Source organism: Azospirillum oleiclasticum (assembly GCF_013423485.1).
Taxonomy (GTDB): Bacteria; Pseudomonadota; Alphaproteobacteria; order Azospirillales; family Azospirillaceae; genus Azospirillum; species Azospirillum oleiclasticum.
In genome coordinates this window covers 276801-300344 of record NZ_JABFFR010000009.1, presented here as the reverse complement: position 1 = coordinate 300344, position 23544 = coordinate 276801, and the positions used below count along the sequence as shown (strand labels likewise).

Genomic DNA, 23544 nt, shown 5'->3' with positions numbered 1-23544 from the left:
AAACTCGCTTCAATAAAGCCCCGGCATTTCTGCCGAGGATAGGGCATGCACACAGCGAGGTGCGCCATGCCGATCACGAAAACTTCAATAAAGCCCCGGCATTTCTGCCGAGGATAGGGCATGCACACAGCGAGGTGCGCCATGCCGATCACGAAAACTTCAATAAAGCCCCGGCATTTCTGCCGGGGATAGCACCCACACCGTAGAAGGTGGCGAAGCCGCCGTCGCCGCTTCAATAAAGCCCCGGCATTTCTGCCAGGGATAGCGTGGTTCAATCATTGCCGGGCAACGATCCGAAAAGAATTGCGCTTCAATAAAGCCCCGGCATTTCTGCCAGGGATAGTGTTCCACTGGCAGACGCCGGAGGCGTGGCTGGCCTAGCTTCAATAAAGCCCCGGCATTTCTGCCAGGGATAGCAGCCATGGACAGGATGCATCTCTACCCCGCGGTTGGTCTACGCTTCAATAAAGCCCCGGCATTTCTGCCAGGGATAGTCCGACGCGTTCAAGGAAGCCGCGTACAAAGTGGCGGCGCTTCAATAAAGCCCCGGCATTTCTGCCAGGGATAGCGTTCCGGTGATGGCTTCACCGCGTCTCTGATCGTCTGTGGCTTCAATAAAGCCCCGGCATTTCTGCCAGGGATAGGATGCGTCTTCAGCAGGTTGTGGATGGCGATGCCGGCGCTTCAATAAAGCCCCGGCATTTCTGCCAGGGATAGTCCTCGGGCAACAAGCGCAGGCCCTTGAGTCCGGCTACGCTTCAATAAAGCCCCGGCATTTCTGCCAGGGATAGATCTTGGCTAAATGGAGAAACCCAAGTTCTTTCTTATGCTTCAATAAAGCCCCGGCATTTCTGCCAGGGATAGGGCGAGCGCTTCGCGGATGTCGCCATGTTCGAATCGCTCCAGCTTCAATAAAGCCCCGGCATTTCTGCCAGGGATAGGGCGCCCCCGAATCTATAAGCGATCTCAATGGTTTGCAAGGCAGGATTCGAGCACCCCCTGGCGACGGTGGCAGCATTTTCCAGAATCACGGGCGCGGGTCTCCCCTCGCGTCCGCCAACCACTTGATTCACAATGTCAAAGAGCGATTCGAGCGACCCCCGGGGGGTGGCGCGTCACAAGACCGCTCGAATCCGGTCGGCGGAAGGCTACACGATCGTGGGCCGGCGCACCACGGGTTCGAAGATCCTGCCCAGGCTGTCCACCCGCGGGCGCACGCCGTCGGCGGGGCCGAGGTCGAGGATGAGGACGTGGTCCTCCTTGGGCTTGATGCGCGTCTCCAGCTGCGTGCGCAGCTCGGTCAGGCGGCGCCGGCCGAGGCGGCACTGGAAGACGGAGAACTGGAGCCATTCCCCGTATCCCTCCATCAGCCGGAAGACCTTGCGCCAGCGCTTGGGGTCGGCGATGTCGTAGGTGATCACGTACAGGTTCTCGTCGCGCATCCCGCCCCTCCCGATGCCCCCCCTGTGCCGACCTCAGCGCGGCACCACGTGCGGCAGATCGGCGATCTCGCCCAGCAGCAGCCGTCCCAGCAGCCGCGCCTGGAGCTCCAGCGTGCGGCGGTAGGAGATGCGGTAGCCGAAGACGGGGTGCGTGATCTCCTGCGACAGTCGGCGCTCGAACGCGCCGATCAGCGCGCGTCGGCCGTCCGGAGTCAACGCGGTGCCGCCGCCGGCCTGGACGAAGTGGCCCGCCTTCACCTCCCCCGTGTTCAGGGCGGTGATCACCACCGAATCCGCCAGCAGCGGCCGGAACGGCTCCATCAGGTCGAGCGCCAGCGCCGGCCGCCCCCAGCGCGGCTGGTGGTAGAAGCCGCGGTAGGGATCGAACCCCACCGCCGACAGCGTGACCGTCAGCGTGCGCACCAGCAGCGCGTAGGCGAAGGACAGGCAGGCGTTCACCGGGTCGGCCGGCGGACGGCGGTTGCGGCCGCGGAAGTCGAAACGGCCGGCGGCCGGGTCGGGCGGCTTCAGAAGCGTGCCGACCAGGCCGAAATAGCAGGCCGCCGCCGCCCCCTCCAGCCCCAGCAGCCGGTCCATGCCCTCGACCCGCCGCGTGTCCTTGGCCAGGCGGTCGAGGTCGGCCAGGGCGACGGCCAGCTCCGCACCCTCGGTGCCGTTGCGCCGCAGCAGGGTGCGGGCGTTGCGGATCTTCGCCTCCACGATCCCGCGGGCCAGCCGCAGGCAGAAGGCCGGATCGAAGCTGGCGCGGTACTGGGCGGTTCGCAGCTCCACATTGCCGTGCCCGGTGCCGACCGTGTGGCCGAGGAACCAGCCCCCGTGCGTGTGCCACGTGACCGGCACCTCGCGCCGCATCAGCTCGTGCAGCAGCGGCGTGGTGACGGACACGTTGCCGAAGGCGGCGATCTGCGACACGTCCACCAGGCGGACGGTGGTGGGCGGCTGCTCCTCCACCGCGATCTCGATCGTCTCGGCCTTCTTGCCGGCCTTGGCGTACTGGGCGACGATGTAGACCGGCAGCGCCTCGTCGCGCGGCACCGCGACCGCACGGGGGCTGGGCAGGGCGCCGGCGAGGAAGCCCACCTCGTCCGGCAGGCAGATGCCGACCAGCGAGCAGCGCGGGCATTTCGGGCTGTCCGGCAACGGCGGCGGGATGCGGCCGTCGCGCGCCATGCGGGACAGGCCGTCGATCGCGCTCCGGGTGAGCGCCCGCAACTCCTCGTCGAAGGGAACGCGCACCCGCTCCCGGCTCTCGGCGAAGTACAGCACGCCGTGGTCGCAGCGGTGGCCCGCCTCCTCCAGCAGCATGCCCTGGACGCAGAGCTGCACCCGTTCCGGATCGTGGGCGCCCGCCGCGACGTGCGGGCGCTTGCCGCGCTTGTAATCGACGGGGACGGCCGCGCCGTCCTCCACCTCCGCCACGTCGATGCGGGCGATCAGGCCCAGCCGTTCGGACGCGACGGTGACGGAGCGTGCGTGCACCCGCGGGGCCTCCGTGTCGGTGTCGTCCCCGTCCGGCGTGCCGGGGGCGGGAAGGGCGCCGCCGGGCCGGTCCACCCGGCGGTGCACATGGCGCCCGTCCACCGTGTCGGCGCTGTCCGCCCACTCCCCCTGCACCCATTCCAGATAGGCCAGACGGGGGCAGTAGACGTACTCGTTGATCATGCGGGCGGGCAGGGGCGGCGTGCCGGTGGGCAGCGGAACCGGCGGGAACGGCAACTCCGGCTGCCATTCGGTGACGGCGGCGTCGGGGATCACGGCATCCGGCCCGGCCATGGGATGTCTCTCGCGGTGGAACTGCCGGGCGCCTGTTCGTCCCGACACCGCGGCATGGGGCGATGATGCACGCTCCGGCTTTGCGAGTCCAGGGGCCGGGAAGGGCTTGGTTGCGGCCGACGTTGCGATTATCATGCGCGCGGTCCGCCGCCCGGATGCGAGCACCCTTGTGGCGCATCACCCCCCGGGGGTCGCTCGAATCGGTCTTTTACATTGTGAATCAACCGGTTGGCGCTCCGTCGCACGGGCCGGGGCGCCGGATTACGGAAAATCAACGCCGCTCGGCGGAGGGTGCTCGAATCCCGCCTTGCAAGGCGTTGAGTTTGCAGGCAGTTTTCGGGGGGCCGTATCCCCGGCCTTCGGGCCGGGGCTTTATTGAAGCCCGGCGTCGCGTCGATGGGGCTTGCCAAGGCTGCCGTCGCGTATCCCCGGCCTTCGGGCCGGGGCTTTATTGAAGCCCCGCCAGTGCTGGCCGGGGTGGGCGGCCTGGGGGAACGTATCCCCGGCCTTCGGGCCGGGGCTTTATTGAAGCCCCTGCGCGAGGCGCGGGACGAGGATCGATTCTGGCTGGGTATCCCCGGCCTTCGGGCCGGGGCTTTATTGAAGCGACCCCTTCGTCCTGGCCATCCTGCGCCAGATCGGCGTGTATCCCCGGCCTTCGGGCCGGGGCTTTATTGAAGCGCGGAGTTGTCAGCGTCGGAAAACGAGGGCATTGCTTTGTATCCCCGGCCTTCGGGCCGGGGCTTTATTGAAGCCAGGACCGCGTACGCCTTGTCAAACGCCTCGGAAATCTCGGTATCCCCGGCCTTCGGGCCGGGGCTTTATTGAAGCTATGACATGGAGCGGCCTTAGCAGTGGGAATAAACCCAAGTATCCCCGGCCTTCGGGCCGGGGCTTTATTGAAGCATTGTCGATAAATTCCAGGCACAAAGCACAAGCTTCTAGTATCCCCGGCCTTCGGGCCGGGGCTTTATTGAAGCCGCCCTCGTTCACCAGCGCGAGCGACAAGCCGGACCCGGTATCCCCGGCCTTCGGGCCGGGGCTTTATTGAAGCACATCCCAGTCGGACAGCAGGCTCAGCGCGTTGTCCGCCGTATCCCCGGCCTTCGGGCCGGGGCTTTATTGAAGCGGCGTGGAGCCGGCGGTAGGCCGGGATCAGGCGTCCGCGTATCCCCGGCCTTCGGGCCGGGGCTTTATTGAAGCACCAACGTCATCTGGAGAGGCGACATCGGCGCTTTCATCTGTATCCCCGGCCTTCGGGCCGGGGCTTTATTGAAGCATGAGGCTGGTACCGGATATCTGGGATTCCGGCAGTGCGGTATCCCCGGCCTTCGGGCCGGGGCCTTATTGAACCGGCCCCCCGGCCCGGTTGCCGGGCGTATCCTCCACCCTCCGGCGCACCGCGGCCGCGATGGCCGGCAGGTCGGTGGTGTCGATGCGTTGGCTGGCGTAGGAGTGGAGGAGCAGGCTGTCGGTCAGGTGTGGGTCGTACTTTCCCGCCACACGCGTGGATGCCGATCGAAATGCCGCGGGGTGCTGCGTCCAGGCCACGGGCGCGCAGGGCGAGCGCCAGCGTGCCCAGCTTCACCGTGCCCACCCACGGGAAAAGCCAGAGGTCGCCGTCGTCGTCGATCAGCCCCGTGCGGTCCAGGCGGTGGCGGGCGAAGGCCGTCCGCCCCTCCGCCAGCAGGGACCGCGCCGTGGCGTCGAGGAAGGCCGGGACGTCGTCCGCCGTGTAGAGCGCGCGCATCGCCTCCACGACCGTGTCGTGCAGGTCGCCGCCGTTGCCGCCGAAGGGGGGCGGACGCCCGGCCCTGGCGGGCTCGACCTCGATCAGTCTCTCCCGGTCCAGCACGGCCGCCACCCGCCAGCGCCGGCCGGAGAAGATGATGGTCATGTCCACCGCCAGGGGCGACACCACCGGCAGGGTGCCGAGCGTCGTTCCGCCATGGAGCACGCGGTATTCGGTGCTGGTCTGGAACACGCTGTAGAAATCGTAATGGTCCGCCAGCCGTTCTCCGGCCGGACCCGGCACCAGGGTGCCGTCGGACGCCTTTTCGATCAGCGCGGCCTCGGGGCGGCCCAGCGCGCGCAGCAGCTCCGCGTAGAGCGCCGGCGGGACGAGGCCGAAGGGGCCGTATCCGGGTGACGCGGCGGTCGGTCGAGACCTCCAGCCGGTGCAGGAGCGACTGGAGCTGCCGGCCGCGGTCGGCGCCGATGAAGGCGTGCAGCTCGTCGATCACCACCGCGTCGAGCGCGCCGAACAGGCGGGGGATCTCCAGCCCGCGGCGGACGAAGGTGGCCTCCAGCGATTCCGGCGTCATCAGCAGGATGCCGGCCGGCCGCTCGCGCGCCTTCCGCTTGTGCGCCGCCGACACGTCGCCGTGCCAGCGGAACACCGGCACCTCCAGCGCCTCGCACGGCGCGTCGAGGCGGCGGAACTGGTCGTTGATCAGCGCCTTCAGCGGGCTGACGTAGAGCAGGCGGAAGCCGCCCGCCGGCTCGCCCGCGATGCGGGAGATCAGTGGAAGGAAGGCGGCCTCCGTCTTGCCGCCCGCGGTCTGGGCCGCCACGATCACGTCCCGCCCGCCGGCCACGATCGGCGGGATGGCGGCCCGCTGCACCGCCCGCAGATCCCGCCACTCCTGCCCCCACACCCACCGCCGGACGCCGGGGTGGAGCTGGTCGAAGGGGTCGGTTCCTGGGGAGGCCGGAACGGTCACGGGCTGCTCTCCCGAACGATGCGTCAGGACGCGCGTGGCGCCGACAGGCTAACACAACCGAAAACATTGACCGATCCCTGACTCGGCCGGCCCGGCGAGTCAATTCTTTCCCCGAAGAATGGCCCGAAACGTCCGGGAGGTCGCGTTATGCCCTGGAATTCCATCGATGTGCTTACCCAGGCCATCCCCGACGGTGAAGCGGACGAGAGCTGGAACATTGACGGATTGTTGATGGCCGTGGCCGAGGACGTCGTCGAAGCGGCGGCCGAGGGTGCCGCCAGGGACGCGGTCGCGGAATTCGAGCGGCTGCAGGCGCTCTACGACGGCATGGCGCGACGCCTGCCGCTGGACGTCGAAACCAGTCCGGCCTTCCGCGCCGGCCAGGTCGCCATGGCGGTGGAGGTGCTCGGCGCCCTCAAGGACCGGGCGCCGTCGGCCGCGTTCGAGGAGCAGCTTCGCGCACCCGCCAACGGGCGCCTGTTGTCGCTTCTTCTGGAAAAGGAGCACCGCAACGTGGACCTCGCCCGCCGGCTGGGCAAGGATGCGGCGCAGATCACCCGCATGCTGAAGCCGTTGCGCGAGGCCGGCGTCGTCGTCACCCAGAAATCGGGGCGGGAGGTCCATGTCCGCCTCGGCAGGGCGGCGCGCGCCGAGCTGGAGGGCCGGCCGACGGCCGGTGAGGCGGTATCCCCAGCGGAGCGGTATCACCGGCGCATGCAGGGGTCTCCCGTGCGGGCCACCTTCGCCCGCGCGGAGTTGCCCCGGCTCGATCTCGTGCCGGTCGAGGATAAGGCGACCGCCGCATGACCGGCCGGGTCATCACCTTCTACTCCTACAAGGGCGGGTCCGGGCGCAGCATGGCGGTGGCCAACGCCGCCTGGATCCTCGCCACCAACGGCGCGCGCGTCCTGGCCGTGGACTGGGACATCGAGGCGCCGGGCCTGCACCGCCATTTCCTGCCGCTGATGCGCAGCGATCCGGACCTGAAGCGGACGGACGGGCTGATCGACCGGCTGTGGGCCTATGTCGACCTGCTGCTGACACCGCGGAACGGGGACAGCGGCGACCCGCTGGCCCTGGCCGAACTGGGCGGGGTCGCCCAGTCGCTGAACCTGCCGCAGGGGGTGCGGGGGCAGCTCGATTTCGTGCCGGCCGGGCGCCAGGACGCCGAGTACGCAGCCCGGTCCCAGGGATTCGACTGGGCAGCCTTCTACGAGCGGTTCGGCGGGGCCGACTTCATCGCCCGCCTGCGCGCCTGGATGGTCGAAACCTATGATTACGTCCTGATCGACAGCCGCACCGGCCTGTCCGACACGTCGGGCATCTGCACGGTCGAACTGCCGGACACGGTGGTGCATTGCTTCGTCCACAACCGCCAGAGCGTGCTCGGCATCGCCGCCGCGGCGGAATCCATCGCCCGGCAGCAGCCGCAGGGGCGCAGCATCCGACAATTCCCCGTGCCCATGCGCGTGGAAAAGAACGTTCCGGACTTCGAAGGCAACGGGCAGTTCGCGCGCGACCGGCTGGACGGCCTTCTCGATGGTATGTCGGCGGACGACAAGGACCTCCACTGGGCGGAGGCGGAGATCGTCTACCGCGCCCGCTACGCCAGCGGCGAGACGCTGGCCGCCATCATCGACCATCCCGGCGAACGCAACACCCTGCTGGCCGACATGCTCTGGCTGACGCGCCGGGTCAGCGGACGGGACAATTTGAAGGCGATCAAGCTGAGCGAGCGCCAGCGCGAAACCTACCAGCGCGCCGTAGCACTCCGCGACCCGCGCGAGGCCGAACTGAAAGCCCTCGTCCGCAACCCGGCCGCCAACCATCCGCGCTTCCTGGAGTGGCTGGAGGAGCTGCAACGGGACGGGGTGGATTCGCTGTCGTGGGCCGAGAAGCTGGCCGGTGGAGTCCAGGCGGTGGCGGATGAGTTGGCTGCGACTGAGCAGATCGAAGCTTCTGTGCTGTTGTTGGAGCGAGCAGTTACTGCCTATCGAGGACTGAGCGGTAAGCGCATTGATCGGCTGGCTTTTTGTCTGTCAAGTTTGCTTTTGAAGTCCGCAATTATTAATCTTCGGGTGAGTAATTTGAAATAAGCTTCTTCGGCAGCGCAGGAGTGTGTGAATATACGTCGACTTCTAAATGATTGGAAAGTGACATTCTTCAAAATAGCGCTTTCAACCGCCATCGTTGTCTTGGCGATGGCATTTAATTTCAGTAATGATAGAGTTTTGGCGGTATCAGAAATACAAGATGCAATCGCTATTCTCGACGATTCAGTGCTTAACGTTGATGGTGGTGTTGCGGCTCTCTTTGATGCCCACGCTAACTTGATCAATTTTCTGGCGGAACAAGGAAACATGGATGAGCCTGGCAAGGCAATGGATAGACCTATAAAATTGCTGATGAAGGCAGGTAGTGGGGAGATAAGCCTAGATAAGAGGTCTTGCTGCCATTTCGTCCTTTCTGTGTTTAATTGTCTTTCGAAATCAGGTAATGTTGAAGAAATTGTGGTAAATAGGCGTGAAATAGAGGACATGTTTCTGAAGATGGTAAAGAAATATCCATCGACATATCAATTTTTTTTACTATTCGTTGACCTGCGATGTTCGCTCTGCCGCTCTTGAAAGTCTAGGAAAAATTGAAAAATCGAGCAGGGATTCTGAAAATATTCTGCGAGTTATAAACGCCAGCGCTGAGGAAAATCCCGCGCTTTTCAAACAAGTAGTTCAAAACCTACTTGATCGCTATGCACGGCTTTCGAAGTCACTCGGCAAAAAGGCCGATCCGAAGCTGGTGGGAACACACAAGGGAGCCTTGGACGTGTCAACGTCCAAGGCCGTTGGTATAAGGCGGCGAACCGCCGTTGCGAAGCCTGGTTGCTTCCGCAACAATGCGACGACCGGCGGCGCGGCGGGTGGTACGGGGAAGGGAGCGGGGCGAATGCTCGTCATCAGCCACACGCAGATGGGAGCGTTCGAGCGTGGCGCCGAGGACGGGTTCCTGGAACGCCTGCGCGGCCATCTGGCACGGCGCCACCCCGCCTTCCTGCCCCGCTTTCCCCGGCCCGTCCAGACGCTGATCCTGGCCCGCATGACGGAGCGGGCGCGGTCGCGCGGGGCGACCTGGGAATCCTCCATCGCGCTCTATTGCGACCTGATGGAGGGGGTGGCCCCCAATTTCGACGCGGTTCCTGAAATCGCATCCGCCATCGGGCCGCCCGACCGCGGCGCGGACGAGCGCATCGCCGCCCTGGCGGAGCGTGTGCCGGCGCAGGCCTGGGCGCGCGCCGAAGCCGGCCGGGACGAGTTGGCCCTGTACGCGCCGGTCGGGCTGGACGACGCGTCACCGGCGGAGCGGCTGGCGGCGGCCCTGCCGCTGGTCCTGTGGGATTCGGTGACCGCGGACGGTGCGGTCGCGGCGGCGGAGCGCGCGCTGGCCCTGGCCGCGCGCCATGGCTTCGCCGAACATGCCGGGGGCCTTGCCGATGCGGGGCTGGCGCTGGCGGGCTGGCAGGCGCTGTACGGATCGACCCCCGCCGCCCGTTCGGCGTCCTGGCTCCGCGACGTGAGCGACCCCGGCCGGCCGGCCGCGGAACGGCTGGCGCTGCTGCGCCTGCGCATCATGCTCGACCATGGGAGGCGGGTCTGACCATGGGCTGGGACAGCGTCGCGGGTTTCGGCAAGGGCGTCGGCAAGGGCGTGGCCGGTGCGGCGCAGGGGACGTGGGAGGGGCTGAAGGGGCTGGCCAAGGGCGGCTATGCCCTGGCGACCGACGCCGCGGCGCGGGACGCCGCCTGGGACGCGACGAAGAACGCGGCCGACGCCGTGCGCCGCTACGGCGGCGCGGCCTATGACGACCCGGCGATGCTGGTCCGCGACGTGCGCGATGGCGTGGGCTCCGCCTACACCGCCTTCGAGGAGTTCCGCGAGACCGCATCCCCCGAACAATGGGGCGAGGTGCTGGGCGGTGGCGCGTTCGACGTTGCCACCGCCTTCGTGCCCGTCGGTGCCGTGGCCAAGGTGGGCAAACTCGGCAAGGTGGCGAAACTGGGCAGCGCCGCCGACAAGGCGGCCGACGCGGCGGCCGACGCGGCGAAGGCGTCCAAGGCTTTTCCCAAGGCCAAGCCCGGACCGAAGACCGAATGCCCCACCGTGGCGGCCGCAGGGGCGCTCGACGAGCTGGCCGACCTCGCCCGCCGGCCTGGCGTACGGCCGCAGCAGATCCTGGCGCGCCGCAGCATCGCCGAGAGCTTCTTCGTCAAGGAGCTGGGCTATGAGCCGCACCAGGTGACCGACATCCTGAAGGGGATCGACCTGAACAAGCCGCTGGAGATCGTGGACATCCCGCCGCCCGACACCATGACGCAGTTCGTCCGCCGGACCGCCAACGGGCCGGGCAACTGGTTCAACCCCGATCCCGCACAGACCGCCGACATGCTGGGCCTGAACGGCGACCCGGCCATCCGGCGCCTCGCCACCTACCGGACACCGCCGGGCAAGGCGTTGAAATCGGTGGCGAGCCCCGTCGTGGATTACTGGACCGACAAGGCCAACCCCCTCGACACCAAGGGTGGCGGCATCCAGATGACGGTGTCGAACGCGCTGCGCGACGCTTTCACGGAGTTGTGACGATGCCCCTGATCACCAGCCGTGCCGAAGCCATCGACGTGCGGGAGCAGTGCGCCCGCAAGCTGCGTGCGATCATCGCCGCAAACCCCGGCGAACCGATGCTGGAATCGGCGCTGAAGCAGCTCGACTTCATCAAAGGGCCGGTCGAGACCGGCACGCCGATCCGGCCGGCCGACCATGACCGGCTGAATTTCGGCTTCCTCGGCCTGCGCCATGTGGCCGAGTTCGACGACGCGCTGGGGCGCCGGCTGTCGGATCTGGCGGAATATGTGCGCTCCCATCTCGGCGGTTCGTCCGGCTGAGGATCACAAGCGGTCCGCCGCCTGTCGCCGTCGCAGCAGCCGGCGCAGCCATCGCGTTCCCCGGACGATCAGCCGCAGAGGCGCCAGCGGGCGCTCGATGGCGTAGTGTTTCCGCACGGTTTCCCGGATGTCCCAGGTGCCGGTGAAACCGCAGGGGATGACAAAGGCATCCCCGGCCCGGTACTCCCGCGGTTCCCCGCCGTCGGGGGTGATGACGACACGGCCGGACAGCAGCACGCAGGTCTCGTTGTAGGGCCAGCGCACCATCCGCACCACGCCCGGCGTGCACTGCCACACCCCGGCGGAAAACCGCCCGGTGTCGCTGTCGAACAGCCCGATCCCCTGCTCGCGCGGATCGCCGGACAGAACGGCGCCGAAGCCGGCGGGGCCGGTGGGGGAGGGGGCGAGGAGGCTGTGGTCGAGAAGGACAAGTGCGGGCATGCGGGACCTGAGCAGTGCGGCGCCCGAACCATGCCCGTAACCCCCGCCCGCCGCCAACGCGCCGTGGCGGTACCTCGTCCCTGCCGGCGATGAATTCCAACGCTCAAAAACAAAAAGCCCTGGATACGCGAAGCGTTCCAGGGCTTGCACTGGTAGCAGCGGAGGGATTTGAACCCCCGACCAAGGGATTATGATTCCCCTGCTCTACCACTGAGCTACGCTGCCATAGGGTGCCGGGCGTTGCCGTCCGGTGGGAGCGGTTACTTAGGGGAAAGGGGCGGGGGTGTCAACACCTTAATTGCCATCCCCTACGGGGCCGTCGCGGCGATCCAGCCGCCGCCCAGAACGCGGTCGCCGTCGTAGGCGACGCAGGCCTGGCCGGGGGCGATTCCGTGCTGGGGGTCGGCCAGACGGACCTCGGCGGTGCCGTCCTCGCCCAGGGTCAGCGTGGCGGCGGCGGGGGGCTGGGCGGAGCGGAGTTTGACCTGGGCGGGGATCGCCGTGCCGGGGGCGGGGAGGGGGGCCAGCCAGTTGAGGTCGCGCAGGTACACCACGGTGCGCGCCAGCGCGTCGCGCGGGCCGACGACGACGCGGCGGGTCGGGGCATCAAGCCGGATCACATAGAGGGGGTCGGAGTCCGTGTGGCCGGCACCGTCCTTCAGGCCACCGATGCCCAGACCCTTCCGCTGCCCGATGGTGTAATGGACGATGCCCTCGTGGCGGCCGAGCACGCGGCCGTCCACATGCACGATGTCGCCGGGGGCGGCGGCACCGGGGCGCAGCTTGGTGACCACATCGGCGTAGGAGCCGTCGGGGACGAAGCAGATGTCCTGGCTGTCGGGCTTGGCGGCCACCGGCAGGGCGTAGCGCTCGGCGAGCGCGCGCGTTTCCGTCTTGGGCAGATGGCCCAGCGGGAAGCGCAGGAAATCGAGCTGGTCGCGGGTGGTGGCGAACAGGAAATAGCTCTGGTCGCGGGCGGGATCGGCGGCGCGGCGCAGCTCGGGGCCGGCGGGGCCGTCCACCCGGCGCACGTAATGGCCGGTCGCCAGCGCGTCCGCACCCAGGTCACGGGCGGTGCCCAGCAGGTCGCGGAACTTGACGCGCTGGTTGCAGCGCACGCAGGGGATCGGCGTCTCGCCGCGCAGGTAGCTGTCGGCGAAATCGTCGATCACGTCCTGGCCGAAGCGCCCCTCGTAATCCAGCACGTAATGGGGAATGCCGATGCGGTCGGCCACCTGACGGGCGTCGTAGATGTCCTGCCCGGCGCAGCAGGCGCCCTTGCGCTGCACGGCCATGCCGTGGTCGTAGAGCTGGAGCGTGACGCCGACCACGTCGTACCCCTCCTCCCGCAGCAGGGCCGCGGTGACGGAGCTGTCGACGCCGCCGGACATGGCGACGACCACGCGGGTGTCCGCCGGGGCTTTCGGGATGCCGAGGGAGTTGAGCATGGCGCGCAATGTGGCCGCTCAGGGCAGCAGCCGCAACCCCATCTCCCAGAAACCCGCCTCCAGCCGGCTGGCGGTGCGGAAGGTGGCGGCGAGGTCGGGAAAGCGCGCCTCGGACGCGCGGCGGGCGAACAGGTCGTCGAGCAGGGCGGCCTCGGCCATCGCGGCCTCCTGGAACTCCGCGCCCGCGTACATCGCGATCCAGCTCCGGTAGGGGTTGCCCTCGTCCAGGCGGGTGGCGGGATCGGCGGTGAGGCGGGCGGCGATCTCGGCGTAGCCGCACATGCAGGGGGCCAGCGCCACGTGCAGGTCCAGCAGGTCGCCGGCCATGCCGCGCTCCAGCACGAAGCGGGTGTAGGCCAGCGTGCCCTGCGCCTCCGGAGCGGCCTCCATCGCCGCCTCGTCCAGCCCCCAGCCGGCGCAATACTCCACATGCAGCCCCATCTCCAGGTCGAGGATGGCGGCGAGCCCGGCCTTCGCCTGCCGCATGTCGGCGAGCGTGTCGGCCTTGTAGGCGGCCAGCGCGTAGGCGCGGGCGAAGTGGATCAGGAAGCGGTAGTCCTGGATCAGGTAGTGCCGGAAGCTTGCCTCCGGCAGGGTGCCGTCGGCCATGCCGCGCACGAAGGGGTGGTCCACATAGGCCGTCCAATCCTCCCCCGCCGCGGCGCGCAGGCGGCCGAACAGCGCGCCGGGAAGGGTGGGGGAGGACGGGGCGGCCACGGGTCAGCCCCGCTGCGCGTTGCGGCTGCCGCCCGGCAGGCGCACGGTCAGCCCGTCCAGCTCCTCGGTGACGATGATCTGGCAGCCCAGCCGCGAGGTCTTGGTCAGGCCGAAGGCGAGGTCCAGCATGTCCTCCTCGTCCTCGGTGGCGTCGGGCAGGAGGTCGTACCACTCCGGCTCGACGATCACGTGGCAGGTGGAGCAGGCGAGCGAGCCCTCGCAGGCGCCCTCCAGATCGTAGCCGTGCTTGTGCGCGACCTCCAGCACCGACAGGCCCAGCGGGGCGTCGACCTCGTTGCGGGTGCCGTCGGTCTGGATGAAGGTCATCTTGGGCATGGGAGTGGTTCTCGCGGTTGCTCGTTCGATCAGGTCAGATGCATGGGCGGCGTCAGGGCGTCAAGCCCGCGCGTTTGGCGCGCGCCTCGGCGGCGATGGATTCCAGCGCCTCCACCCGCGACAGGGTGGAGGCGGCCAGTTCGGTGGCGCCGCCGCGGAAGGCGGTGGCGAGATCACGGATGCCGGCGGCGATCCGCCGCGTCACCTCCGCTCCCAGCCGGTCGATGGCCAGCGCGTCGGTGGCGGCGGCCAGCTCGGCCCGCAGCGCGGTGGTTTCCGGATCGGCGGCGTCGAGGGTGGCGGGGGTGCCGCCGTCCAGCTCCAGAAGGTAACGGGCGCGGCTGACCGGGTCGTGCAGCACGGCATAGGCGGCGTCCAGCGCGTCCGCCTGCTGGCGAGCCAGCGCCTGCTGGCGGGCGCCGCGGGCGGTGAAACGCCCCGGCTCCAAGGCGCGGGACAGGCCGGTGCGCTGCTTCGCCAGGGTCTCCAGGTCGATGTCGAAGCGCCGCTCCATGCCCAGCCGCGCGAAATGGTCGAGGGCGCGGGGCGGCTGCACCGCGCCACAGGCATGGCAGAACAGGGCGCGCGCCGCCACCGAGCGGCCGCACAGCCAGCAGGGCTGCAGGTCGCCCTCGATGATGCCACTGATGCGGGGACCGCGGTGGTCACCGCCGCTGTCCGATCGGGTCATGCGGGTCTTCCCAGGAGTCGACGCGCGTCATACCGGCAACCGCGCCGCCGCGCAACCGCGGAGAGTGGGGCCCGGTGGTTCATGTCGGGCGGTTCATGTCGGGCCGGTCATGCCGCGCGGGGCCCGGCCAGCCGGCGCGCCATGGCGGTCCAGGCGTCGGCGAAGCGGGCCACGTCGTCGGCGGTGGTGGTCCAGCCCAGGCTGACACGGATGGCGCAGCCGGCCGCCTCCGGCCCGCAGCCCATGGCGGTGAGCACATGCGACGGCTTCACCTTGCCGCTGGAGCAGGCGGCGCCGGCGCTGACGGCGAAGCCCGCGAGGTCGAGGGCCATCACCTGCGTCTCGCCGGGCACGCCGGGCAGGACGATGCAGGTGATCCCGCCCACGCGCTCCGCCCCGGCACCGGCGATGACGGCCCGCGGCGCGGCGGCGGTGACGCGGGTCTCCAGCCCGGCGGACAGGGCGGCGAGCGGGGTGCCGCGCGCGGCCTCCTCCGCGGCCACCGCCGCGGCGGCGCCGAAACCGGCGATGCCGGCCAGATTCTCGGTGCCGGCGCGCCGCCCGCGCTCCTGGCCGCCGCCGCGGATCAGCGCCTCGGGCTCCACCCCGTCGGCCAGCACCAGCGCACCGCAGCCGGCCGGGCCGCCGATCTTGTGGGCGGACAGCGTCATCAGGTCGGCGCCGAGGTCGGGGAGGGAGAGCGTCCGCCGGCCGGCGGCCTGCACCGCGTCCACATGCAGCAGCGCGCCATGGGCGTGCGCCAGCCGCGCCGCCTCGCGCACCGGCTGGATCACCCCCGTCTCGTTGTTGACCAGCATCAGGGAGACGAGCGCCGGCCCATCCGACGCGGCGAGCAGCCGCTCCAACGCGGCGAGGTCGCAACGCCCCTCGGCGTCCACCGGGATGCGGGGAGCATCGGGGGCGGCGGCCAGCACGCTGTCATGCTCCACCGCCGAGACCAGCAGCCGGCGGCCGGGGAAGCCGCGCAGCGCCAGATTGTTCGCCTCGGTCCCGCCGGCGGTGAAAACGACGCGGGCGGGGGCGACGCCGGCAAGCCGGGCGACGGCGGCCCGCGCATCCTCCACCACGCGCCGCACGGCGCGGCCGGCCGCGTGGACGGAGGAGGGGTTGCCCGTCACGTCGAGCGCCGCCAGCACCGCCGCCCGCGCGGCCGGGTGCAGGGGGGAGGAGGCGCTGTGGTCGAGATAGACGCGGGTCACGGCCCGAACACCCGTGCCGGGGGCCCGCCCGCTACTCGGCGGCGACCGCGGCCCCGTCGACCAGCCGCGGCACGGGCACCAGCCCGCTGGTGCCGATGACCCGGCGCTGCACCACGTCGGCCACGGTGACCGAACTGAGATACATGTGGATCTGGTTGCCCAGCTCCTCCCACAGATCGTGGGTCAGGCAGCGCGAGCGGTTGGTGCGGCAGCCCTGCGGCGTGCCGTTGGCGCAGCGGGTGGTGCGGATCGGCTCGTCCACCGCCAGGATGATGTCGGCGACGCGGGTGGCGTCGGCCGGGTGGGCCAGCAGATAGCCGCCGCCGGGGCCGCGCACGCTGCGCACCAGCCCGCCCTTGCGCAGCTTGGCGAAGAGCTGCTCCAGATAGGAGAGCGAGATCTCCTGCCGCTCGGCGATGTCCGCGAGCGCCACCGGGCTGCCGTTGCTGGTGGCCGCGAGATCCACCATGGCCATGACGGCGTAGCGTCCCTTGGTGCTGAGCCTCATCTCTCGTCTCCCTGTTTCAAGGATAGTGGGCGCTGTCAGCAGGGCGTCGGCGCGGCGTCGGAGACGCGGTCGCGCCCGGCCGCGTCTGCCAGCGCCGGGGCCAGCGCCGGTTCCGGGCGCCGGGGAGCGGGGCCGTCCAGCCCGCCCCGCTCCGCCTCCAGCTCCTCCACCCGGCGGCGCAGGCCCTGCACCTGATCGAGCAGGCCGTTCAGGGCGCGCGCCACGGGGTCGGGGATGTCGCCGCAGGGCGTGCCGTAGGGCAGGAACTTCGACGGGTCCACCTTGTCGCGCGGGACCACCACCCTGGCGGGGATGCCGACGACCGTGGCACCGGGCGCCACGTCGGTCACCACCACCGCGTTGGAGCCGACCCGCGACCCCGCACCCATGGTGATGTTGCCCAGCACCTTGGCTCCGGCGCCGACGATCACGCCGTCCTCCAGCGTCGGGTGGCGCTTGCCGGGGTTCAGCGAGGTGCCGCCCAGCGTAACGCCATGATAGAGCATCACGTCGTCGCCGATGACCGCCGTCTCGCCGATCACCACGCCCATGCCGTGGTCGATGAAGAAGCGGCGGCCGATGGTGGCACCGGGGTGGATCTCGATGCCGGTGGCGACCCGGCCGATGTGGGACAGGAAGCGGCCGGTCAGACGCCAGCCCTGTTCCCAGCACCAGTGGGCGACACGGTGGATGACCAGGGCGTGCAGGCCCGGATAGCACAGAGCCACCTCGATCCGCGACCTTGCGGCCGGGTCGCGTGCCATGATCCCGTCGATCTCTTCGCGAAGATGCTTGAACACGCCGTCACCCGCCGTGGTATGATCCGCGCTCGTTTCGGACCGGTCCTCTCCGGCAACCGCGGCATGGCCCGGCCTGTCCGGTTGCACGGGGTGGCCCGGAACGCCTAAGACGCATATATGATGACCAACCAAAACGGTCAAGAATTGTGTTGGCGAAAAGCTTGACCTTCGCTGTCCGTTCGCGCACCAGTGCCGTCCGGCGGGATCACTGTCCCGCCCGCGGCGTTTCCCATCCGACGCACCCGCCAGGATCGCAGCACGCATGCCCGAAGTGATGATCAACGGTCCCGCGGGACGCCTGGAAGGCCGCTACACCCACGGCAAGACACCCAACGCCCCGGTGGCGTTGCTGTTGCACCCGCACCCGCAGCATGGCGGGTCGATGAACAACAAGGTGCTGTTCACCGTCTTCCAGTCCTTCGTGAAGCGCGGCCATTCGGTGCTGCGCTTCAACTTCCGCGGGGTCGGCCGCAGCCAGGGCACCTACGACAAGGGGGAGGGCGAGCTGGCCGACGCGGCGGCGGCGCTCGACTGGCTGCAGACCTACAACCCCAACGCCGCGCTGTGCTGGATCGCCGGCGTGTCCTTCGGGTCGTGGATCGGCATGCAGCTCCTGATGCGCCGGCCGGAGATCGACGGCTTCATCACGGTGTCGCCGCCGGCCAACCATTTCGACTTCTCCTTCCTGGCGCCGTGTCCGTCGTCCGGTCTGATCATCCATGGCGACAAGGACGAGATCGTGCCGCAGACCGCGGTGACCAAGCTGGTCACCAAGCTGTCGCACCAGAAGGACATCCGCATCGACCACCGCGTCGTGCCCGGCGCCAACCACTTCTTCCTGAACCGCACCGACGAACTGGCGCGGGAGGTGGACGATTACCTCGACCGCGCGCTGAACAACCCGGTGGCGGCCGTCGCCGAGTGATTGGTTGCGGAGTGATCGGCCGGCGCGGTCTGCTGGCCAGTGGGGCCGGCGTCGCTGTCGCGGCCGGGGCGGGGTGGGCGTTCGACGCGGCGGCGGTCGCCGGTTGGCCGGACGCTCGCTGGGAAACGGCGGACGCGCTGGCGCTCGGCTGGTCCCGGCCAGCGCTGGAACAGCTGGATGGGCGGGTCCGGGCGCTGGGGGTGACCTCGCTGACGGTGGTGCAGGACGGCCGCCTCGTCGCCTCCTGGGGGCCGCAGGACCGCAAGGTGAATGTGCGGTCGGTGCGCAAGAGCCTGCTCGGACTGCTGTACGGCATCGCTGTGGCGGAGGGGAGGATCGACCTCGACCGCAGCCTGGACCGTCTGGGCATCGACGACCGCGAGCCGCGGCTGACCGCGGCGGAGAAGCGCGCCACCATCCGCCATCTGCTCAAGGCCCGTTCCGGCGTCTACCACCCCACCGCCTACGAGAACGACGCGATGAAGGCCAAGCGCCCGCCGCGCGGCAGCGCCGGGCCGGACGAGCGGTGGTACTACAACAACTGGGACTTCAACGCGCTGGGCACCATCTACGAGCGGCTCACCGGGGAGGACATCTTCCGCGGTTTCGAGAGCCGCATCGCCCGGCCGATCGGCATGCAGGACTACATGGCGGCCGATGGGCGGCGGGTCTTCGATCCGGCCTCCGACCATCCGGCCTACGTCATGGCGTTGACCGCGCGTGACCTCGCCCGCGTCGGCCATCTGGTTCTCAACCGTGGGAACTGGAACGGGCGGACGGTGGTGCCGGCAGCCTGGATCGCGGAGTCCGTCACCGCGTGGTCGGCCACCGACGCGGGCAGCCTGGGCTACGGCTATCTCTGGTGGACGCTGCCACCGGCCGGCCGCTTCGGCCCCGGCGCCAGCTTGGCGCTGGGCAGCGATGGGCAGGCGATCGGCGTGGTCCCGCGGCTCCGGCTCGCGGTGGCGCAGCTCTGCTCCGATGCCACAAAGCGACCGCGGCGGGTGCGTGGTGCGGACGCCGTCGATCTGCTCGGGCTGGTTGTAGAGGCGGCGGGCTGAGCCGCCACCCACCCTCTACGCCACCGGGTTGAAGCGCCCGCCGGTGACCGGCCGCGGCGCACCGGTGGTGCCGGGCTCGCTGAGCGGCAGGTCCAGGCGGCTGCGCACCGCGAGGTAGGCGAAGGCCTGGGCCTCCAGCGCGTCGCCGTTCCAGCCGACCGCCTCCACCGGCTCCACCGGCACCCGCAGCCGGTCGGCCAGCATCTCCATCAGCGTCGCGTTGTGGCGTCCGCCGCCGGTGACCAGCCAGCGGACGGGGGGGGCCGGCAGATGCTCCAGGACCCGCTCGACCGAGAAGGCGGTGAAGGCGGTCAGCGTCGCCGCCCCGTCCTCCGCCGACAGCCCGGCCACGGGGGCGGGGTCGAAGGCGTCGCGGTCCAGCGACTTCGGTGCCGGCCGCTCGAAATAGGGGTGGTCGAGCAGCGCGGTCAGCGCCACCGCATCGATCGAGCCGGTGCGGGCGAAGGCACCGCGGTCGTCGTAGCGCCTCCCGGTGCGGGCCAGCATCCAGTCGTCCACCAGCGCGTTCCCCGGCCCGGTGTCGCAGGCGATCAGCTCGCCATCCGCACCGATCCAGGTGACGTTGGCGACGCCGCCGATGTTGAGCACGGCCAGCGGCTTCGCCAGCCCGGCCGCCAGCCCGCGGTGGTAGAGCGGTGCCAGCGGCGCGCCCTGGCCGCCGGACGCCACGTCGGCGGTGCGGAAGTCGGCCACCACGGGAATGCCGGTCAGCCGGGCCAGCAGGGCGCCGTCGCCGATCTGCCAGGTGCGGCGCTGCTCCGGGGCGTGCAGGATGGTGTGGCCGTGGAAGCCGATCAGGTCCACGTCGGCGGCGCGCAGCCCGGCGTCGGCCAACAGAGCCTTGACGGCGCGGGCGTGCGCCTCGGTCAGGGCGCGCTCCACGTCGGGAATCGGCCCCTGGCCGCCCAGGCAGGAGCGCAGCTCGGCCCGGAAACCGTCGCTGTAGGGGATGGTGATGAAGGCACCGGGCTCGGCCGTGTCGATGCCGTCGGTGCGCAGGAGTGCGGCGTCGATGCCATCCATCGACGTGCCGCTCATCAGACCGATGACGGTCCGCAGGGGGTGGGGGGACAAGCCGCTGCTCAATGCCGTGTCGGGATCAGGGGCTCGATCTCGTCCGGCTGGACGTCGCCGCGCCGCACGGCGTCCAGCGTCGCCTCGATGGCGTCGATCCGGCGCTCCTGCTCGCGGAGCCGGTCCTCACAGCGCTGCATGCGGCGGATCACCTCGGCGTGGCGGGACTCGAGCGCGGCGATGCGGCCGTCGGCGTAGGCGTGCAGCTCGACCACCTTGGCCTTCAGCCACTCCAGCCGCTCCTCCTGCGTGCCGGTTTCCGGGTATCCGGACAGGATGTCGGTCATGGGTCCTCCCGCGGGTTCCGATCGCTTGCGTCCAGTCTACGCTGAAACGCCGCGTGCGGGGTCAGCAAAATCGACGCGGATGGGTTGTGCGCCAGGAGACTTGATCGCCGCACCGATCGCCGCCGCGCAGAACAGAAGCAGCAGGGGATAGGCGGGGGACAGGTAGAGCGGGTTGATGGCGGGCATCGCCACCACCTCCAGATAGGCCATCAGCACCGCCCGCGTGCCGACCGCGGCGAGCGCCACCAGCGCCACCGCCGCCAGCGGATCGGGCGCCCGCCGCCCGCGCAGGGCGCGTGCGAGGTGCCAGCCGAGACCGGCCAGCGCCGCCACGACCGCCCAGGGCAGGACGATCCGGTACAGCCCGTACACGCGGTCGAGCAGTCCCGCCGCCAGCGCCGCCCGCTGCTGCGAGGGCAGCGCCTGACCGCCGGCCAGGCGGTTGTGGGCGATCGGGTCCGGGGTGCCGGCGGCGAGCACGAACAGGTCGGCGCCGGTCAGATCCAGGATGACCGGCAGGGTCCAGGGCTCCCGGCAATCGTCGATGCGGCAGGAATGGGCGTCACGCGGCGCCCCGCCGCCCTCCAGCGTGGCGATGAACAGGAGGGCGCGCGCCGTGGCGCGGACGGTCGGCCATGCCGTGTCCCAGCGGAAGGGCGGCGACATGCCGCGCCGCGGCGGGCCGCAGTCGAGCCGCCCGTCGGCGCAGGCGGCGTCCACCTCGTCGGCAAGGCGACCGTAGAAGGCGCTGGCGTCGCGGGCTTCGGTGTGGTGCCCGGCGTCGGCCGCCGCCTGCCGCAGCGCCCACATGAACCAGGCCGCGCGGATCTCCCCGTCGCAGGGCTCCACCGCGTAGACGGCGCATCCCGCCCGGACGAACTTGTCGGCCGGCGCGCCGAGCCCGTCGCGCAGTTCGGCCGCCGCCGGGCTGACCGCGAAGACCTGCTCCAGCACCGTGCGGGGCACCGGTACATAGGGCGTCTCGGCCGCGTGGCGGACGCGGGAGAGGGCGCCATAGGCGCCGGTGAAGGCGTCCTGCTTGAACTCCACGATGTCGGCGACGCCGTAGACGGCGCGGTTGGCGAGCGCCACGGTTCCGACGCCGGCCACCGCCACCGCCGCGGCGACCACGGCCAGCGCCGCCTCCGTCCGCAGCGCGCGCAGGCCGCCCGCGCGGCCCAGCACCACCGCCCACAGACCGGCGGCCAGCAGCAGGGAGGGCAGAATCCACACCCCCTCCTCCCGCGTCAGCCAGAAGGCGGCGAGGGTGGCGCCGAGCCCGGCCGCGAGCGCCAGCCGCGCCCGCAGTCGGGCGTCCGCCAGCCGCACCCACCAGACGAGGCCGGCGACCACCAGCAGGGTCAGCGGCACATAGATCCCCTCCCGCATCACCCGCAGATTCGCCGTGGCATAGACCATCGGATTCAGCAGAAGCAGCAGGAAGATGCCGGCCGCCACCCCCTCCCGGCCGAGCCACGGGCGCAAACCCCGCACCAGCGCCCAGCAGGCGGCGGCGTAGGCGAGCGCCTGCACCACCATCAGCGGCAGCCCGGCCGCCCAGCTCGCGGCGATCACCATGGGGTAGAAGGGCCCCTTGGCGAGGGTGGAGTGGTCGTAGGGGCCGAGCCACTGGCCGCTCAGCAGATAGGCGGCCTGCCGCACGAACAATGCGTCGTCCAGCGCCGCGCGCGGCATCGCCAGGATCGGCAGCGACGCCATCAGCAGCAGCCAGACCACGGCCACCGCGGCGCAGGCGGCAATCCAACCCCTCACCATGGCTCAGCGCGCCCGCAGCTTCACGATGCTGCGGAAGAAGCCGGAGAAGACGAGCTGCACCCCCAGCGCCGCCGCGGTCACGCCGGGGATCACCAGCCGCAGCACGGCCGAGCCCTCCAGCGGGCCGAAATCGCGCCCGGCCCACACCGTCACCGCGGTGGCGATGGCGGCCAGCCCGGCCGCCGCCAGCACGCCGCCGGCGATCAGCCAGCCCTCCAGCGACAGCCGCTCGATGCCCAGCGTGCCGCCCTCGTCGGCGGGCAGCAGGCCGTTGGCGACCGCGTATTCCCGCGCCAGCACGCAGAAGGTCACCGCCTGCGCGCCGACCAGGATGGCGAGCGACGAGACCAGCATGCTGTGCACGTCGAAGGTGGTGCCGCCGATGCGCAGCGGCCCGGCGAGCAGCGCCAGCAGTCCGGCCGTGCCCAGCAGCAGCAGCGCCAGTCCGGGGTAGAGGAACAGCCAGCGCGGGCTGAACATCAGCAGGAAGCGCAGGTGGCGCCAGCCGTCGCGCCAGCTCCGCAGGTGCGGCGGGCGGCTGCGCCCGTCGGGCGACAGGGTGGTCGGCACCTCGGCGATGGACAGGCGGTGCAGCGTGGCCTTCACCACCATCTCGCTGGCGAATTCCATGCCGGTGGTGTGCAGCTTCAGGTCCAGCATCGCCTGCCGGTCGAAGCCGCGCAGCCCACAATGGAAGTCGCCGCAGGGGCTGCGGAACAGCAGCCGGCCGATGAAGCTGAGCACCGGGTTGCCGAGCCAGCGGTGCAGCGGCGGCATGGCGCCCGGCGCGATGCCGCCGCGGAAGCGGTTGCCCATGACGAGCTGCCGCCCCGCCCGCAGCTCCGCCAGGAAGGCGTCGAGATTGGCGAAGTCGTAGCTGTCGTCGGCGTCGCCCATCACCACGTAGCGCCCGCGCGCCGCCGCGATGCCGCCGGACAGCGCCGCGCCATAGCCCTTCTCGGGTACCGCCACCACGCGCGCGCCGAGCGCCCGCGCGATCTCCGGCGAGCCGTCGGTGCTGCCGTTGTCGGCGATCAGCACCTCGCCCACGGTGCCGCTGCGCGCCAGGAAGCCCATCGCCTTGTCGATGCAGACGGCCAGCGTCTCCGCCTCGTTCAGGCAGGGCATGAGGATGGTGAGTTCGCAAGCGTCGTCGGAACGGGGCCGTGGCGGCGCCTCGGCGGGGGCAAGATCTTCGGCCAGCATCGGCGCGCACATCCGCGGTTCGCCCGGTCAGCCGGGGCAGTGGGCCGCGGGCGGATTGCCCCGGCCGGGCTAGGCTATACCGTTCGGACGGGGATCCCGTCAACGGAACGCCCCCGCCGGCCGCCGGTCTCAAAGGGTCAC

At 70.2% G+C, this 23544-nt stretch carries 22 protein-coding genes, 1 tRNA gene, 1 pseudogene and 2 CRISPR repeat arrays (1 of these 26 cut by a window edge); of the genes and pseudogenes, 8 read left to right on the top strand and 16 right to left on the bottom strand.

Translation table 11 applies throughout. The features are described 5' to 3' along the window. A CRISPR array of direct repeats spans window positions 1–941; the repeat unit is 36 nt; unit sequence GCTTCAATAAAGCCCCGGCATTTCTGCCAGGGATAG (it extends 142 nt beyond the left edge of the window). A 207-nt stretch (window positions 942–1148) separates the two neighbouring features. The 3 genes and pseudogenes from cas2 to HL658_RS38160 form a co-directional block, all read right to left on the bottom strand. Continuing rightward, complete coding sequence (cas2, locus tag HL658_RS13375) at window positions 1149–1442, bottom strand: CRISPR-associated endonuclease Cas2 (RefSeq protein WP_180282460.1); 294 nt, start codon at window positions 1440–1442, stop codon at window positions 1149–1151. Between the two features lie 33 nt (window positions 1443–1475). Beyond that, window positions 1476–3236, bottom strand: coding sequence for a CRISPR-associated endonuclease Cas4g/Cas1g (gene cas4g/cas1g / locus HL658_RS13370; RefSeq protein ID WP_180282459.1), 1761 nt, complete (start codon window positions 3234–3236; stop codon window positions 1476–1478). A gap of 346 nt (window positions 3237–3582) precedes the next feature. After that, a CRISPR array of direct repeats spans window positions 3583–4590; the repeat unit is 36 nt; unit sequence GTATCCCCGGCCTTCGGGCCGGGGCTTTATTGAAGC. Window positions 4591–5446: 856 nt separating this feature from the next. Beyond that, window positions 5447–5809 (bottom strand): annotated as a pseudogene (locus tag HL658_RS38160) (DEAD/DEAH box helicase); the annotation flags it as partial. Window positions 5810–6106: 297 nt separating this feature from the next. On the opposite strand from HL658_RS38160, the gene HL658_RS13360 reads away from it, so the two are divergent. The 6 genes from HL658_RS13360 to HL658_RS13335 all read left to right on the top strand — a co-directional run bounded on the left by HL658_RS13360 (window position 6107) and on the right by HL658_RS13335 (window position 10892). Further along, window positions 6107–6766, top strand: a complete 660-nt coding sequence (locus tag HL658_RS13360) for a winged helix-turn-helix domain-containing protein (protein ID WP_180282458.1) — start codon at window positions 6107–6109, stop codon at window positions 6764–6766. Continuing rightward, entirely contained in the window at window positions 6763–8055 is a 1293-nt protein-coding gene (locus HL658_RS13355) for a KGGVGR-motif variant AAA ATPase (protein WP_180282457.1), read from the top strand. Before HL658_RS13360 ends, HL658_RS13355 begins: the two co-directional genes overlap by 4 nt. Window positions 8056–8112: 57 nt before the next feature. Continuing rightward, the gene (locus HL658_RS13350; protein ID WP_180282456.1) at window positions 8113–8586 is read left to right on the top strand and encodes a hypothetical protein; all 474 of its coding nucleotides are present in this window, start codon (window positions 8113–8115) and stop codon (window positions 8584–8586) included. A 316-nt stretch (window positions 8587–8902) separates the two neighbouring features. After that, the gene (locus HL658_RS13345) at window positions 8903–9610 is read left to right on the top strand and encodes a hypothetical protein (protein ID WP_180282455.1); all 708 of its coding nucleotides are present in this window, start codon (window positions 8903–8905) and stop codon (window positions 9608–9610) included. 2 nt (window positions 9611–9612) lie between these two features. Continuing rightward, a complete protein-coding gene (locus tag HL658_RS13340) occupies window positions 9613–10590 on the top strand; it encodes a polymorphic toxin type 46 domain-containing protein (RefSeq protein WP_180282454.1) in 978 nt (325 codons plus the stop codon). A gap of 2 nt (window positions 10591–10592) precedes the next feature. After that, a complete protein-coding gene (locus HL658_RS13335) occupies window positions 10593–10892 on the top strand; it encodes an immunity protein Tsi6 family protein (protein WP_180282453.1) in 300 nt (99 codons plus the stop codon). Window positions 10893–10895: 3 nt separating this feature from the next. On the opposite strand, the gene HL658_RS13330 is transcribed toward HL658_RS13335, so the two are convergent. The 9 genes from HL658_RS13330 to cysE all read right to left on the bottom strand — a co-directional run bounded on the left by HL658_RS13330 (window position 10896) and on the right by cysE (window position 17053). Continuing rightward, a complete protein-coding gene (locus tag HL658_RS13330) occupies window positions 10896–11333 on the bottom strand; it encodes a cupin domain-containing protein (RefSeq protein ID WP_180282452.1) in 438 nt (145 codons plus the stop codon). A gap of 150 nt (window positions 11334–11483) precedes the next feature. Beyond that, window positions 11484–11558, bottom strand: a tRNA-Met gene (locus tag HL658_RS13325). Window positions 11559–11641: 83 nt separating this feature from the next. Then, window positions 11642–12781 carry a tRNA 2-thiouridine(34) synthase MnmA gene (gene mnmA, locus HL658_RS13320; protein ID WP_180282451.1) on the bottom strand — a complete coding sequence of 380 codons (1140 nt, stop codon included), beginning with the start codon at window positions 12779–12781 and terminating at the stop codon, window positions 11642–11644. An 18-nt stretch (window positions 12782–12799) separates the two neighbouring features. Further along, entirely contained in the window at window positions 12800–13498 is a 699-nt protein-coding gene (gene tenA, locus HL658_RS13315) for a thiaminase II (RefSeq protein ID WP_343055091.1), read from the bottom strand. A 3-nt stretch (window positions 13499–13501) separates the two neighbouring features. Continuing rightward, on the bottom strand, window positions 13502–13834 hold the full coding sequence (locus HL658_RS13310; RefSeq protein WP_180282450.1) for a ferredoxin family 2Fe-2S iron-sulfur cluster binding protein: 333 nt from the start codon (window positions 13832–13834) through the stop codon (window positions 13502–13504). Window positions 13835–13886: 52 nt separating this feature from the next. Further along, window positions 13887–14525 carry a molecular chaperone DnaJ gene (locus HL658_RS13305; protein WP_180282449.1) on the bottom strand — a complete coding sequence of 213 codons (639 nt, stop codon included), beginning with the start codon at window positions 14523–14525 and terminating at the stop codon, window positions 13887–13889. Between the two features lie 107 nt (window positions 14526–14632). After that, a complete protein-coding gene (locus HL658_RS13300; protein ID WP_180282448.1) occupies window positions 14633–15745 on the bottom strand; it encodes an aminotransferase class V-fold PLP-dependent enzyme in 1113 nt (370 codons plus the stop codon). 31 nt (window positions 15746–15776) lie between these two features. Then, complete coding sequence (locus tag HL658_RS13295) at window positions 15777–16253, bottom strand: Rrf2 family transcriptional regulator (protein WP_180282447.1); 477 nt, start codon at window positions 16251–16253, stop codon at window positions 15777–15779. A gap of 35 nt (window positions 16254–16288) precedes the next feature. Then, window positions 16289–17053 (bottom strand): serine O-acetyltransferase, encoded by a 765-nt coding sequence (gene cysE / locus HL658_RS13290; RefSeq protein WP_180282446.1) that lies wholly within the window; start codon window positions 17051–17053, stop codon window positions 16289–16291. Window positions 17054–17315: 262 nt separating this feature from the next. Here cysE and HL658_RS13285 point away from each other — a divergent pair, with 262 nt between their 5' ends. Together HL658_RS13285 and HL658_RS13280 are read left to right on the top strand one after the other, a co-directional pair. Next, a complete protein-coding gene (locus HL658_RS13285) occupies window positions 17316–17978 on the top strand; it encodes an alpha/beta hydrolase (protein ID WP_180282445.1) in 663 nt (220 codons plus the stop codon). A gap of 11 nt (window positions 17979–17989) precedes the next feature. Continuing rightward, a complete protein-coding gene (locus tag HL658_RS13280) occupies window positions 17990–19039 on the top strand; it encodes a serine hydrolase domain-containing protein (protein WP_211109728.1) in 1050 nt (349 codons plus the stop codon). Window positions 19040–19054: 15 nt separating this feature from the next. Here HL658_RS13280 and HL658_RS13275 read toward each other — a convergent pair whose 3' ends face one another. From HL658_RS13275 to HL658_RS13260, 4 genes are read right to left on the bottom strand one after another with little or no spacing between them, the layout of a single operon-like run. Further along, complete coding sequence (locus HL658_RS13275) at window positions 19055–20134, bottom strand: anhydro-N-acetylmuramic acid kinase (protein WP_281378757.1); 1080 nt, start codon at window positions 20132–20134, stop codon at window positions 19055–19057. Window positions 20135–20142: 8 nt separating this feature from the next. Continuing rightward, window positions 20143–20421 carry a hypothetical protein gene (locus HL658_RS13270; protein WP_180282444.1) on the bottom strand — a complete coding sequence of 93 codons (279 nt, stop codon included), beginning with the start codon at window positions 20419–20421 and terminating at the stop codon, window positions 20143–20145. Window positions 20422–20457: 36 nt separating this feature from the next. Then, window positions 20458–22197 carry a hypothetical protein gene (locus tag HL658_RS13265; protein ID WP_180282443.1) on the bottom strand — a complete coding sequence of 580 codons (1740 nt, stop codon included), beginning with the start codon at window positions 22195–22197 and terminating at the stop codon, window positions 20458–20460. A gap of 3 nt (window positions 22198–22200) precedes the next feature. Next, window positions 22201–23403 carry a glycosyltransferase family 2 protein gene (locus HL658_RS13260; protein ID WP_180282442.1) on the bottom strand — a complete coding sequence of 401 codons (1203 nt, stop codon included), beginning with the start codon at window positions 23401–23403 and terminating at the stop codon, window positions 22201–22203. Between the last annotated feature and the right edge of the window lie 141 nt (window positions 23404–23544).

What these genes read in the sequence shown, in the direction of transcription:
- cas2 (WP_180282460.1), bottom strand. Translation starts at nt 1,442, where the DNA reads ATGCGCGACGAGAACCTGTACGTGATCACCTACGACATCGCCGACCCC.
- cas4g/cas1g (WP_180282459.1), bottom strand. Translation starts at nt 3,236, where the DNA reads ATGGCCGGGCCGGATGCCGTGATCCCCGACGCCGCCGTCACCGAATGG.
- HL658_RS13360 (WP_180282458.1), top strand. Translation starts at nt 6,107, where the DNA reads ATGCCCTGGAATTCCATCGATGTGCTTACCCAGGCCATCCCCGACGGT.
- HL658_RS13355 (WP_180282457.1), top strand. Translation starts at nt 6,763, where the DNA reads ATGACCGGCCGGGTCATCACCTTCTACTCCTACAAGGGCGGGTCCGGG.
- HL658_RS13345 (WP_180282455.1), top strand. Translation starts at nt 8,903, where the DNA reads ATGCTCGTCATCAGCCACACGCAGATGGGAGCGTTCGAGCGTGGCGCC.
- HL658_RS13340 (WP_180282454.1), top strand. Translation starts at nt 9,613, where the DNA reads ATGGGCTGGGACAGCGTCGCGGGTTTCGGCAAGGGCGTCGGCAAGGGC.
- HL658_RS13335 (WP_180282453.1), top strand. Translation starts at nt 10,593, where the DNA reads ATGCCCCTGATCACCAGCCGTGCCGAAGCCATCGACGTGCGGGAGCAG.
- HL658_RS13330 (WP_180282452.1), bottom strand. Translation starts at nt 11,333, where the DNA reads ATGCCCGCACTTGTCCTTCTCGACCACAGCCTCCTCGCCCCCTCCCCC.
- mnmA (WP_180282451.1), bottom strand. Translation starts at nt 12,781, where the DNA reads ATGCTCAACTCCCTCGGCATCCCGAAAGCCCCGGCGGACACCCGCGTG.
- HL658_RS13310 (WP_180282450.1), bottom strand. Translation starts at nt 13,834, where the DNA reads ATGCCCAAGATGACCTTCATCCAGACCGACGGCACCCGCAACGAGGTC.
- HL658_RS13305 (WP_180282449.1), bottom strand. Translation starts at nt 14,525, where the DNA reads ATGACCCGATCGGACAGCGGCGGTGACCACCGCGGTCCCCGCATCAGT.
- HL658_RS13295 (WP_180282447.1), bottom strand. Translation starts at nt 16,253, where the DNA reads ATGAGGCTCAGCACCAAGGGACGCTACGCCGTCATGGCCATGGTGGAT.
- HL658_RS13285 (WP_180282445.1), top strand. Translation starts at nt 17,316, where the DNA reads ATGCCCGAAGTGATGATCAACGGTCCCGCGGGACGCCTGGAAGGCCGC.
- HL658_RS13270 (WP_180282444.1), bottom strand. Translation starts at nt 20,421, where the DNA reads ATGACCGACATCCTGTCCGGATACCCGGAAACCGGCACGCAGGAGGAG.
- HL658_RS13265 (WP_180282443.1), bottom strand. Translation starts at nt 22,197, where the DNA reads ATGGTGAGGGGTTGGATTGCCGCCTGCGCCGCGGTGGCCGTGGTCTGG.
- HL658_RS13260 (WP_180282442.1), bottom strand. Translation starts at nt 23,403, where the DNA reads ATGCTGGCCGAAGATCTTGCCCCCGCCGAGGCGCCGCCACGGCCCCGT.